The sequence below is a fragment of the Psychromonas sp. SR45-3 genome (assembly GCF_014163575.1).
Classification (GTDB): domain Bacteria; phylum Pseudomonadota; class Gammaproteobacteria; order Enterobacterales; family Psychromonadaceae; genus Psychromonas; species Psychromonas arctica.
The window spans coordinates 1-12,540 of sequence record NZ_JACJDP010000018.1 but is presented as its reverse complement, the minus strand read 5'-3'; the positions used below and the strand labels follow the sequence as shown (position 1 = coordinate 12,540).

The window sequence follows — 12,540 nt, the reverse complement described above, 5'->3', positions numbered from 1 at the left end:
AATATAGTCATTTTTTTAATTCAGTCATTAAAGAAGGTAACAAAGAACAATAAAAATTGATAATGAGGCCAATACTATTCATTCACATTACAGCGGATAGATAAATTAATACTTTAAGCTTGGCTAAATTTTGGTTATATTAAGTAAGCTTTTAGTGATTTTCGGTTGTTAATAATAAACGCTTGAAACAAGGGCTCGGTATTATCGAGTCAAAAATCATAGTTTTCATTTAACTAAATTCAACTGAATTTTACCTAATATCACTATGGGCAAACTGCTATGCAAAAAAATCTAAATATTAATCCAAATACTAATCTAAATACTACAACACCATCTCCTTCATCAACTTCTGAACAATCAGCGATTAACGCAATTCGTGCCAGTTTCTTACATTTTATTGAAGATCCTGCTCAGCTCGACAATGCAGAAGAGGCTTACCAATATATTGAAGATGGTTTGATGGTGATTGAAAATGGTAAAATAAAATCACTACAAGCCTTTGAACAAAAAAATGCAGACTTATGCGAGTCGGTTGAAGATCAGCGTGGCAAATTAATTATGCCAGGTTTTATCGATACTCATATCCACTACCCACAAACTGAGATGATAGCCGCTTACGGTGCACAATTATTAGAATGGTTAGAAACCTATACTTTCCCGACCGAAAAACAATTTTCTGATAAAGAGTATGCGCAAAAAATATCTGAATTTTTTGTTCATGAACTGCTAAAAAATGGCACAACCAGCGCCTTAGTATTTGGTACTGTGCACCCTGAATCAGTTGATGCTTTGTTTGAAGAAGCGCAAAAAATAGATATGCGATTGATAGCTGGTAAGGTGATGATGGATCGCAATGCCCCTGAATACCTCTTAGATGATGCACAATTAAGTTATGAACAATCCAAACTATTAATTGAAAAGTGGCATAACAAAGGGCGTTTACAATATGCAATCACTCCTCGTTTCGCGCCTACTTCAACACCTGAACAATTACAGTTTGCAGGACAGTTAAAAGCCGAATACCCAGATGTTTATGTGCAAACGCATTTATCAGAAAATATAGACGAAATTAATTGGGTTAAATCGCTTTTTCCAGAGCGAGCAGGGTACTTTGATGTTTACCAACATTATGGGCTGACGGGTAATAAGTCTATCTTTGCACATTCTATCCACCTTACTGAAACCGAGTGGCAAGCAATGGCTGAAACGGACTCAGTGATCGCATTCTGTCCGACTTCAAATCTATTTTTAGGCAGTGGACTATTTGATCTAGAAAAAGCGGATAAAAATAATATTCGTGTTGGCTTAGCAACAGATGTAGGGGGAGGTACCAGCTTTTCTCAGCTGCAGTCACTTAGTGAAGCCTACAAAATCATGCAGCTGCAGGGCAAAAAACTATCGGTCTTTAAAGGCCTGTATTTGGCAACATTAGGCAGTGCAAGATCTCTCAGCTTAGATGACAAAATAGGAAATTTTGTTACAGGTAAAGAAGCTGATTTTGTGGCATTAAACTGGGCAGCAACGGATTTACAAAAGTTACGATTAAAGAACTCTAATAACCTACAGGATAAGTTATTCGCTTTGATGATGTTAGGTGATGAGCGTAATGTTGAAGCTACGTATGTTGCCGGGAAATTAGTTTATAGTGCTGTATAAGGGGTTTTTGAATAGGCATAATAAGGGAACTTAATTATTTTTTGTTTATCCCTATCTATAGGCGAGCAAAGAATTTAAACTTTACACTTTATGCCAATTTAGATAGTCATTAAGACAAAAAGTATAATGTTGGTGCTAGTTTATTGTTTGTGAATTTAGCACCTTTTGTCTTATTGCTCTCATTTAGTCTGTAACAGGAAATACCATGAAACTAACTCAATTAACCGCTGCAGTTTACGATAAACTTTATACCGATATTACGCAGTTTAGAGAAACCTTCGATCTGCCTTGTGCTGCGCCAGAAACCTTGGATGAAAAAGCAGATGCATTACATAGTTCATTGATTATTGAAGAATTAACTGAGTTGGCAGAAGCGCCATGCAAAGTTGAACAAGCGGATGCGATTGTTGATAGTGTGTATGTTTTAATGGGGCGTGTGGTTCACCTTGGCAATAAAAATGTTGAAGATAATATCGCTATTAGCTATTTAGTGGATCTGTTTTTAAATGTAGCCAAGCAACGTAATATTGATTTCATGGCGTGTTGGGATGAAGTGCATTCAAGCAACATGAGTAAAGTATGTCGTAACCAGCAAGAGTATGTTGAAACAGAAGCTTTTTATGCTGAGCAAGGCGTGAAATTAGTAGATAGTGTTAAAGGTGAATTTATCATTGCTAAGTGTGCTGAAGATGTACAATTAGAAGGTAAATTAGTTCGCCAAGGTAAAGTGCTTAAATCGGTATTTTACCGCCCTGCCGATTTGGCTCCCCTAGTTAACGGTTAATACCTTATTAGCTAAGTTGTTGCTGATTAAATCACTGTTAATAAGTCATTGTGAATTAGTAACTCAACAAAAAATTACTGAATAAGTTTGAAACCGCAGTTAGTCGCTTACTAACTGCGGTTTTTTTAGCTCATGCAAAGTTAATTTCTACATGGTGTCCATTAGCGGTTGCAACATTCTCATATTGCCAACCATAGTGCTGAACTAACCTCGCCGTTAACTCTAATCCCAAGCCAAACCCAAGCTCTTCATCATGCTTATCATCACTCATATTTTGATTGTTGATCACGAGGCGACTCTTAGATTGTTGGATCGTTATAATGCCTTCTTGAGTATGCTGTAAAGCATTTCTAATGAGATTAGTGATCACAATTTGACATAGTGCTTCAGGTAAAGAATGGATACTGATATCAGTTTCAATCGTGACATCTACATTTTTACCATTTAATAAATAAGTAAGTTGTTCTAATAATTGTTGTGTCATTAAACCCAATGAGATTGATTTAACTGGGATGGATTTATCAGATTGGCGGTTTAACCACAATAGTGTTTCGGTTAAATCGGTCATGGTAATACTCGCGCGTTCAATACGGTCTAATACGACCAGTTGTTTTTCACTACTAATACCCTTCGATATCATTTTTCGTAGTAACTCAGTATTAGTGCGAGTGACTGCTATGGGAGTGCGTAACTCATGGCTAGCATAACCTAAAAAGCGTTTTTCTCGTTTTAAAATGGTTTGCACTGATTGTAAACTCGATTGCACAATCTTAGCTAAGCTATTCAATTCACTATAATGAAAATCAGGTGCAGGAAGAGACAATTGTTTTTTATTTAATTGTTTCGCCCACAGCATCAACTTTTCTACGGGGGTCGCGATTTTTCGCAAAATAAAATAAGGGGCTAGGGTAAACAAAGCCATTACCGTTAACCCAATCAGCAGCAGGTTTATAAAAGGTGGCGGCCCCGAGTCTTCGAATTTAGGCCTACTCTCTGACGTAAGCATTGATGAAATATAACGCTCTTGACCATCAACATCTAACCTGATCGCAAAGTAAGCGGCTTTAGGTTGCGAAAAAGGAGGTTTACCATCAAGCGCCTTTAATAATTGATTGTCTTCTAAGCTATTTTGATCTAATTTTTCTTGAATAATAGGAGGAAGGTCTTGCCATCTACTGGCCACAACAAAATCATTAATGCCGACGGGGTTTCCTTCTGAGACATTTTCAATATTCGCAATAGAACGCATCGAATCACCGATTGCGATATCAATACCATAAACAAAATATTTAAAGCTAACTACGGACATGATGGAAATGGTAGCAACACCTGTTATCAGCATCATGACTAAAAAATACAGCTTTAAACTTGGGATGATCTTCATAACTTATTACTCATTCTTTAAAACAAACCCATAACCGACAATGGTGTGAATTAATTTATTATTGTTGCTGTTTTCAGTCTCGTTATTTACTTTGCCATCCACCGATTTTCTTAAGTTATACATATGTACTTTTAAGCTATTACTATCAGGTTGATGCTCCCCCCAGACACTTTGTACTAATTTTTCTCTGCTCACCGGGTTTGGACTTGCAAGCATTAATGTTTCTAAAATTTTAAAGCTTATAGGGGATAATTTTAAGGGCATAGCGTCACGTGACGCCGTTTGTTGTTTGGTATTTAATTCTAAACCACAAACATTGAGCTTTTTAACTTGCCCGCTACGTCGACGAGATAATACTTGTACTCTTACAATTAACTCTTCCATCGCAAAAGGTTTCACTAAATAATCATCGGCTCCTTTGGAGAAACCTTGTAATTTATCATCCAATGTATCTTTTGCTGTGAGCATTAATATAGGCACATCAATACCCTGAGCCCTGAGTTTTTCACACACTTCTAAGCCATTCATTTTAGGCATATTCAAATCTAAAATAACCACATCATAGCTATTCGTTTTAATCAGGTTAAACCCCGACAGGCCATTAGCAGCATGATCACAGTGAATTTTTTCAAGCTCAAAGTAGTCAATCACGGCAGTTGCCAAGTCAATATCATCTTCAACTAACAATAACTGTAACTTATTTGAATCCATGATTTTTCCTTAATTTGTGTAATCGGTAGAACTTTACTTGAGGCAAATACAATAACAATTGTAAGGTTAATAGATGGTTAAGACCAAACAATTAGTTTTTATGAAGTTGTGAAGTTGTGAAGTTGTAAAGTTGTGTAGCTTGATAGGTGATGAGACAAAAAAAGCGACTCATTGAGTCGCTTGTAAGTATATGCAGATTTTTAGGGTTAAGTAGCCGTTAAACTTAAGCTTCTTATTAACGTACACCAACTAAAATTAAGCCGGGTAAGATAAAGAAGGTGCCGATAACGTACCCAAAGGCGAGCAGTTTATTCTCTGTGCCCACTTGAGCTAGTTTCTCTGCACCTTTTAACGGTAATTCACGTAGGAATGGAATACCGTATATAACAACAACAGCAAGAAAGTTAAACAAGAAGTGTACTAAAGCAATGGTTAATGCTGCTTCTGCCATTGGGCCTGAAATTGCGGTTGCTGCTAATAATGCGGTGATCGTTGTACCAATGTTTGCACCTAACGTGAAAGGATATATTTGACGAGTGGTGAACATGCCGCTGCCTGCTAATGGGATCATTAAGCTAGTAGTCGTTGATGAAGATTGCACCATCACTGTCATTAATGCGCCTGAACTGATACCTGCAATAGGACCTTTACCTAAAGCGTTATGCAAGATGGCTTTTGCTCTACCCACTAATACCTTTTTCAGTACTTTACCTAAGAAAGCCACTGAGAATAAGATAAGCGCAACTCCGGCAATGACCATTGCAATACCAGCCATTTTCCCCGGAATAATAGACGCCATATCTGAAATTAGATTTACACCAGGTTTTGTTAAAGGCTTCATAAAATTGAAACCTTTAAGGGACATATCTGCACTACCAACCAATAAATGTGATGCCGCACCAGCCATCTTTTCTAATAAACCGAACATTAATTCAAGCGGTAAGAAGATAAGTACTGCAATTAAGTTAAAAAAGTCATGTACTGTTGCAGCGCTAAAAGCACGTTTGAAGTCTTCCTTATCTCGCACGTGTCCGATGGAAACAATCGAGTTAGTGATCGTTGTACCTATATTTGCACCCATGATTAATGGGATTGCAATTGAAATTGGCAAACCACCGGCTACTAAACCAACGGTTACTGCTGTGACGGTAGAAGATGACTGAACTAACGCCGTTGCTAGTGTACCTAGGATTAAGGCAACAAGTGGGTTACTTGCAAATTGAAATATCTCTTCAGCCCCTGCAGCTCCTCCTGAAAATAATTTAAAACCGCTGCTAACTGTGCTCACGGCAACTAACATGCAATAGACTAAAAAGATCACGGCAGACCAATTAATTAGTTGTTTGAAAGTACTGTTGTTATTTTCATTATTCATTTTATTAAGCCTATTATTAGGAAGCTATTTATTGCACAAAGGTTATGTATTTTTTTAATGTGCCGATTAGAACAGAGTTTTGTTACAGAAATATTTCAGTTGTCATAAAAAATTAGTTAATTTTAAAATAATGATGATTATTGATTTGAAAATTATAATAGATAAAGGTTTTATTAGGGTTTTAAAAAGGGCTGGATGATTGGTGGAAGCTGATAAGTGAAAAGTAAAAGGGACAAAAATAAATAAAAAGCAGAGTGTGATTAAACACTCTGCTTTATTTTAATGGCTAACGGTTAAACATTTGTGTCTAAGCATCTATTATTAAAAAGTAATAAAAATAACGATAAAAATTAAAGCTGTTCTTTTAACTGATAAAGCATTGCCAAAGCTTGTTTTGGGGTTAAATCATCCGGGTCTAAGCTGGCTAATAAAGTGATGGCTTGATGCGGCTCTGGCTGTGAAAAGTCCAAACTGCATTGTACCGAAGCTTGCTCTGCATTACTTTCTATTAACGGCTGAGAGTTAAGTTGTGATTGCTTTTGCGATTGCAGTGAGGAGGCTTCTAACTGTTGTAACTTTTGCTTTGCATTATCCAATACTGATTTAGGAACACCCGCCAATGCGGCAACTTGTAATCCATAACTTTTATTGGCAGCACCTTCTTGTAAAGCATGCAAAAAGGCAATGCTATCGCCATGTTCAACAGCATCAAGATGCACATTAACTAATTCTGGAATGGTTTCAGGTAAGCGTGTTAACTCAAAATAGTGCGTTGCGAATAAAGTATATGCTTGAATTTTTTGTGCTAATTGCTCCGCGCAAGCCCAAGCTAAAGAGAGGCCGTCAAAGGTACTGGTACCACGACCAATTTCATCCATCAAGACTAATGAGTTTGGCGTAGCATTATGCAAAATATTAGCTGTTTCTGTCATTTCCACCATGAAGGTTGAACGACCACTCGCAAGATCATCAGAGGCACCAATACGGGTGAAAATGCGATCAATAGGGCCAATTGTTGCACTTTGCGCTGGAATGAAACTGCCGATATGTGCCATTAATACCATCAGAGCTACTTGACGCATATAGGTGGATTTACCCCCCATATTTGGCCCCGTAATAATTAACATGCGACGTTTATCATGCAAGTTAACTGGATTGGCGATGAACGGGGTTTTACTTACTTGCTCTACAACTGGATGACGGCCTTCTTCTATTTCAATCCCGCTTTGTTGCTGCAAAACAGGGCGAACATAATTTAATGTTAATGCGCGTTCAGTTAATGTATTTAATACATCTAACTCCGCTAGAGATTTAGCTGTAAACTGTAAACTTTTTAAGTGAGGCAATAGTAAGTCAATTAGTTGCTCATAGAGTTGTTTTTCTAATGCCAGCGCTTTACCTTGGCTTGATAACACTTTTTCTTCATGTTCTTTTAGTTCGGCAATAATGTATCGTTCAGCCCCTTTAAGGGTTTGTCGGCGTACATAATGTTCCGGCACATGCGCCGATTGGCTTCGGCTTATTTCAATAAAGTAGCCATGGACACGGTTATAGCCGACTTTTAAGGTGCTGATACCAGTGCTTTCTCGCTCACGTTTTTCTAGTGCTTCTAAATAGTCCGTTGCACCTTTAGATAAGTTACGCCAATGATCTAGTTCACTGTTGTAACCTTCCTTGATCACTCCACCATCTCGAATCAATACCGGCGGGTTATCAATAACCGCCGTTTCTAATAGGTTCAATAACTCTGGATAGTTACCCATCTCTTCGCTAAGGTTAGCCACTAGGTCTTGAGGTAATTGCGCGATTAAGTGCTGTAACTCCGGTAGTAAAGAGAAAGCACAGCGTAAACGTGTCAAATCACGCGGACGTGCAGAGCGTAATGCAAGGCGAGCAATTACACGTTCAATATCACCAATCTGTTTAAGTGGAATTGAAAGGGCATCGGTCAAGTCGAAATCCATTAGTGTTTGAATCATGGTTTGACGATAATTGAGCACGGTTAAATTGCGTATAGGCTGATGGATCCAACGTTTTAACAAACGGCTGCCCATTGGTGTTACTGTGGTATCTAGTATCTGTGCTAACGTATTATCAGTACCGCCAGCAAGATTAAAGGTCAGTTCTAAGTTACGACGTGTGGCCGCATCTAAAATAACAGTATCTGTACTTTGCTCTAAAGTGATCGATTGGATATGCGTCAGTACAGTACGTTGTGTATCTTTCAAGTATTGTAATAATGCGCCTGCAGCACAAATAGCAAAATGTGCTTTTTCAATCCCAAAACCCACTAAGTCTTTGGTGCCGAGTTGTTGAGTTAAGATATTTTTACAGGTACCTAATTCAAACTCCCATTCAGGGCGGCGGCGAATTGTAGGTAAGTGCTCAATTAAATCAACACATTCAAAATTATCTGGGTACAGAAGTTCTGCTGGATTCAAGCGCTGTATTTCTGCTTGTAGTGATTCCGCTTTATTTACTTCATTAACAATAAAGCGGCCACTACCAATATCTAAGGAAGCAATACCAAAGGTGTCGCCTTGCTGATAAACTGAACATAATAAATTATCTTGTTTATCATCTAATAAAGCTTCATCGGTGATCGTACCTGGGGTGATGATACGTACAATCTTACGTTCAACAGGCCCTTTACTGGTTGCTGGGTCACCAATTTGTTCACAAATAGCAATTGATTCGCCGAGCGCAATTAGTTTTGCTAAATAGCCTTCCACACTATGGTAAGGAACGCCGGCCATAGGGATAGCATTGCCACCGGTTTTACCCCGTTGAGTGAGGGAAATACCTAATAACTGAGAGGCTTTACGAGCGTCATCGAAAAACAGCTCGTAGAAATCACCCATGCGATAAAAGAGTAAGGTGTCTGGCACTTCACTTTTTAAGGTTAAAAACTGTTGCATCATCGGAGTATGTTGTTTTAATTCTTGCGCTGTTGGCTTCATAATGAATACACTTAATAACTATTTCTAAAAAAGGCGGAAAATTATGTTTACTGAAAAAACCGTTAAAGAATTGGCGCAAGTATTAGGAGAAAAACTCACTAATGCAGGTTTAATTGCGACCACTGCTGAATCCTGTACCGGTGGTGGCGTAGCATACGCTATTACAGAAATTTCTGGAAGTTCGCTGTGGTTTGATCGTAGTTTTGTGACTTATAGTAATGGCGCCAAGACACAAATGCTAGGCGTAGATGCGGATCTGATTGATGAGTTTGGGGCCGTTTCAAAAGAAGTCGTTAATGCCATGGCAATTGGGGCAGTGAAGAATTCTGATGCTGATATTGCGGTTGCGATAAGTGGTATTGCAGGACCTGATGGTGGAAGCGATGAAAAACCAGTTGGTACGGTATGCATTGCTTGGTATAACGCACACAGTGGTCACAAAACTGAAACCTATTTATTTGTTGGGGATCGCTCAGAGGTAAGAACACAAGCCATTCGTTTAGCTTTATTAGGGTTAATCGATAATATAGAAACACATTTTTAATAAAAACACTTGATACTGTATAAATGAGCAGTATACTGCATGAATATACAGTAAATTATAGAACATCACTGGAGAGAATATGAGTCAGGACGCGAATAAAGATAAAGCATTAGCGGCAGCATTAGGCCAAATTGAGAAACAATTTGGTAAAGGTTCAATCATGCGTCTGGGAGATGGCGCAGCAATGATGGAAATCGAATCTGTTTCAACTGGCTCATTAGGTTTAGATGTTGCGCTTGGCATAGGCGGTTTACCTTATGGACGTGTTGTTGAGATTTACGGACCAGAAAGTTCAGGTAAAACGACGCTGACATTACAGGTTATTGCTGAAGCACAAAAACAAGGCAAGACTTGTGCATTCATCGATGCTGAGCATGCGCTTGACCCAAGCTATGCAAGAAAATTAGGCGTAAATGTAGACGATCTTCTTATCTCACAACCAGATACGGGTGAGCAAGCATTAGAAATATGCGACATGTTAGTACGCTCTGGTGCGGTTGGTGTTGTAATTGTCGATTCTGTTGCGGCTTTAACACCCAAAGCTGAAATTGAAGGAGACATGGGTGATTCGCACATGGGTCTTCAAGCTCGTTTAATGTCTCAAGCATTACGTAAATTAACGGGTAATATCAAGCAAACCAATACCATGGTTATCTTTATCAACCAAATTCGTATGAAAATTGGTGTGATGTTTGGTAACCCTGAAACTACAACCGGCGGTAACGCTTTAAAATTCTACGCTTCAGTACGTTTAGATATCCGTCGTATTGGTGCAGTTAAAAATGGCGACGAGATCACGGGTAATGAAACGCGTGTTAAAGTCGTTAAAAACAAAGTATCACCACCGTTTAAACAAGCTGAATTCCAAATCTTGTATGGTCAAGGTATTAATAATTACGGTGAGTTAATTGACCTAGGTGTTAAGCAAGAACTGGTTGAAAAATCAGGATCTTGGTATTCATATAATGGTAACAAGATTGGTCAAGGTAAAACCAATGCATGTAAATTCTTAGATGAAAATCCAGCTGCGGCTAAAGAGTTAGATGCTAAGTTACGTGAAATATTATTAGTAAAACCTGATTTGAAAGCAGAATCAAAAGAAGTTGAAACAGAAGCACCTGAGTAACTAGCTTAATGAGTTATTAGTTACTGTTTAACTGTGGCTAACTAGCAAAAAATAAAAACCGATGCCCACAAAGCATCGGTTTTTTGTTATACCAATTATATCGAATTAGAGCTCTAAATTTTACACAGAAAAAATAACTTAGTTTAAGGCGTAAGTTTAGGCAAATGGTTATTCCCTTTACGAAACTTACAACGAAGAAATAAGTTATTTTAATAAGTTAAAAGTTAAGCGATTAAAAATTTTAATAACAAAAACACTAGCATGCCAAAGAAGATGGTTTTTAATAAGCTCTTTGTCACTAAGCTGATAATGACACTAATGATGGCTGCTAATAAATATACATTACTGAAGCTGAAATCCATTTCTCCAAAAGGCATCACGACTGCGGGTACGATGATCGCAGTTAAGACGGCAGGAGGAACAAATTTTAATGACTGTTGCATCCATATAGGGAAAGTGATTTTTCCTGCGAAAGCAAACATCACAAAGCGAATACCAAAAGTGATCACAAACATTCCCAATATTAGCCAAAACTCATTCATGCTTGCTCTCCTTGATTAATCGACATCTTCTGAAAATGAACAACAGATAAACCGGCGGCAACCCCGATTAATGCGCTGATAATTAACCCTAATTTATTAGGTAAGTAAGCAAAATATAAGGAAGCTATCGCTGCACAGAACATTGCACTAAACATGGCTTTAGTATTTAAATAGGGTATTACCATACCAATGAAAGTCACAGACATCGCAAACTCTAATCCCCAACTTGTCATATCTGGAATAATATTACCCAGTACTAAACCTATTGCCGTTGCTGAACTCCAAGTGATATAAAAACTAAACATAGAGCCCAGATAAAAGAAGTGTGCAAATTGATGGTCGTCGCCTAATGGAGAGCCAGGTTGGTAACGTTGACTCATATTAGCAAAGGTTTCATCGGTTAAACCAAAGGCTAATAGTGTGCGTAATGCAAATGGTAAATGGCTTACTCGAGGCACTAATGCGGTTGCGTATAATAGATGACGTAAATTGACCACAAAGGTAGTTAATAAAATAATCTCTAGCGGTGCTTGCACTGCAATTAATGCCAGTACAATAAATTGAGCGGATCCTGCAAACACAATAAGTGACATTGCCATGGTTGCCCAAACAGAAAGGCCACTGGTTGGCGCTAATGTACCAAATAAAATACCAAAAGGAATTGCGCCTATGATCAATGGAATAGCAGCTTTGCAACCTGCTTTCATTTCGGCTTTTTTAAGCTGTTGATGATTGATAGCACTCTCCTTGAGTAGACGAATAGAATATGGCCCGTATTTGACCACAACAGAATGATTAATAAAACCTTCTTATTCATTTCAATAAATTATTTAATGCTAAGTAGTTAAAGAATCTACTTTTAAAATATTTTAAGATGAATAATCCCTTTTTTGTATCGATAGCGATAAATGAGGTGTGCATTTAACATTGTAGGATTATGCTTTGCCAAAGATATTCGACTAATAAACTCAATTATTGAAAGGATTGTAAATGACAAATTTGACTATCGTTGCGAGTATTATTGTTAAACAAGGGCTGCGTGACTTTGTAAAAAGTGAAATGACTAAACTAATTGACCCAACACTCGTTGAAGCTGGCTGTGTAGAATATCGTTTACACCAGAATAATAATAACCCTGAGCACTTTCTTTTTTATGAATGTTGGCAATCTCGATAAGCGTGGCAAAAACATAGGGAAAATACGCATATGTCAGAATACCGTGCCGTGGTTGAAGGAGCTATCGAATCATTTGATGTCAGTGAAATGACTGAATTAAACTGATATTTAACCCGTTATAGCTTTAATATTAACCTGCTCACAGTTAAGTTTATTGTTTTGTAACTACTCAGGCCGTCGCTATTTAAGCCTATTTCTTCGTTGAAAAATGCTCATTTAAACCACTAAACTGCGCTTTTTCGCCTTGAACTAAGCATAAATAGCTTAGCCCTGAGCATTTAC

11 protein-coding genes are annotated in these 12,540 nt (G+C 37.9%); 5 read left to right on the top strand and 6 right to left on the bottom strand.

Annotation, left to right across the window (positions count from 1 at the left end; genetic code table 11):
* Nucleotides 1-279: 279 nt before the first annotated feature.
* Nucleotides 280-1,656, top strand: coding sequence for a guanine deaminase (gene guaD, locus H5084_RS11005; protein WP_182690479.1), 1,377 nt, complete (start codon nt 280-282; stop codon nt 1,654-1,656).
* A gap of 205 nt (nt 1,657-1,861) precedes the next feature.
* On the top strand, nt 1,862-2,440 hold the full coding sequence (locus tag H5084_RS11000) for a nucleoside triphosphate pyrophosphohydrolase family protein (RefSeq protein ID WP_182690478.1): 579 nt from the start codon (nt 1,862-1,864) through the stop codon (nt 2,438-2,440).
* 130 nt (nt 2,441-2,570) lie between these two features.
* Here H5084_RS11000 and H5084_RS10995 read toward each other — a convergent pair whose 3' ends face one another.
* From H5084_RS10995 to mutS, 4 genes are all read right to left on the bottom strand, one after another.
* Nucleotides 2,571-3,824, bottom strand: coding sequence for a HAMP domain-containing sensor histidine kinase (locus H5084_RS10995; RefSeq protein WP_182690477.1), 1,254 nt, complete (start codon nt 3,822-3,824; stop codon nt 2,571-2,573).
* Between the two features lie 6 nt (nt 3,825-3,830).
* A complete protein-coding gene (locus H5084_RS10990) occupies nt 3,831-4,535 on the bottom strand; it encodes a response regulator transcription factor (protein WP_037071475.1) in 705 nt (234 codons plus the stop codon).
* A 235-nt stretch (nt 4,536-4,770) separates the two neighbouring features.
* Nucleotides 4,771-5,910, bottom strand: coding sequence for a Na/Pi symporter (locus tag H5084_RS10985; protein ID WP_182690476.1), 1,140 nt, complete (start codon nt 5,908-5,910; stop codon nt 4,771-4,773).
* Between the two features lie 350 nt (nt 5,911-6,260).
* The gene (mutS, locus tag H5084_RS10980; protein ID WP_028868574.1) at nt 6,261-8,870 is read right to left on the bottom strand and encodes a DNA mismatch repair protein MutS; all 2,610 of its coding nucleotides are present in this window, start codon (nt 8,868-8,870) and stop codon (nt 6,261-6,263) included.
* A gap of 43 nt (nt 8,871-8,913) precedes the next feature.
* On the opposite strand from mutS, the gene H5084_RS10975 reads away from it, so the two are divergent.
* Nucleotides 8,914-9,414 carry a CinA family protein gene (locus H5084_RS10975; RefSeq protein ID WP_028868573.1) on the top strand — a complete coding sequence of 167 codons (501 nt, stop codon included), beginning with the start codon at nt 8,914-8,916 and terminating at the stop codon, nt 9,412-9,414.
* Between the two features lie 79 nt (nt 9,415-9,493).
* A complete protein-coding gene (gene recA / locus H5084_RS10970; protein WP_028868572.1) occupies nt 9,494-10,540 on the top strand; it encodes a recombinase RecA in 1,047 nt (348 codons plus the stop codon).
* A 224-nt stretch (nt 10,541-10,764) separates the two neighbouring features.
* On the opposite strand, the gene H5084_RS10965 is transcribed toward recA, so the two are convergent.
* Complete coding sequence (locus tag H5084_RS10965; protein ID WP_028868571.1) at nt 10,765-11,082, bottom strand: AzlD domain-containing protein; 318 nt, start codon at nt 11,080-11,082, stop codon at nt 10,765-10,767.
* The gene (locus H5084_RS10960) at nt 11,079-11,867 is read right to left on the bottom strand and encodes an AzlC family ABC transporter permease (protein ID WP_245600400.1); all 789 of its coding nucleotides are present in this window, start codon (nt 11,865-11,867) and stop codon (nt 11,079-11,081) included. Before H5084_RS10960 ends, H5084_RS10965 begins: the two co-directional genes overlap by 4 nt.
* Nucleotides 11,868-12,072: 205 nt before the next feature.
* Between H5084_RS10960 and H5084_RS19755 the strand changes: the two genes are divergently transcribed.
* A complete protein-coding gene (locus tag H5084_RS19755) occupies nt 12,073-12,258 on the top strand; it encodes a putative quinol monooxygenase (RefSeq protein ID WP_259396764.1) in 186 nt (61 codons plus the stop codon).
* Nucleotides 12,259-12,540 lie beyond the last annotated feature (282 nt).

Excerpts from the sequence above, each read along its gene's own strand:
- guaD (WP_182690479.1), top strand. The coding sequence starts at position 280 with ATGCAAAAAAATCTAAATATTAATCCAAATACTAATCTAAATACTACA.
- H5084_RS11000 (WP_182690478.1), top strand. The coding sequence starts at position 1,862 with ATGAAACTAACTCAATTAACCGCTGCAGTTTACGATAAACTTTATACC.
- H5084_RS10995 (WP_182690477.1), bottom strand. The coding sequence starts at position 3,824 with ATGAAGATCATCCCAAGTTTAAAGCTGTATTTTTTAGTCATGATGCTG.
- H5084_RS10990 (WP_037071475.1), bottom strand. The coding sequence starts at position 4,535 with ATGGATTCAAATAAGTTACAGTTATTGTTAGTTGAAGATGATATTGAC.
- H5084_RS10985 (WP_182690476.1), bottom strand. The coding sequence starts at position 5,910 with ATGAATAATGAAAATAACAACAGTACTTTCAAACAACTAATTAATTGG.
- mutS (WP_028868574.1), bottom strand. The coding sequence starts at position 8,870 with ATGAAGCCAACAGCGCAAGAATTAAAACAACATACTCCGATGATGCAA.
- H5084_RS10975 (WP_028868573.1), top strand. The coding sequence starts at position 8,914 with ATGTTTACTGAAAAAACCGTTAAAGAATTGGCGCAAGTATTAGGAGAA.
- recA (WP_028868572.1), top strand. The coding sequence starts at position 9,494 with ATGAGTCAGGACGCGAATAAAGATAAAGCATTAGCGGCAGCATTAGGC.
- H5084_RS10965 (WP_028868571.1), bottom strand. The coding sequence starts at position 11,082 with ATGAATGAGTTTTGGCTAATATTGGGAATGTTTGTGATCACTTTTGGT.
- H5084_RS19755 (WP_259396764.1), top strand. The coding sequence starts at position 12,073 with ATGACAAATTTGACTATCGTTGCGAGTATTATTGTTAAACAAGGGCTG.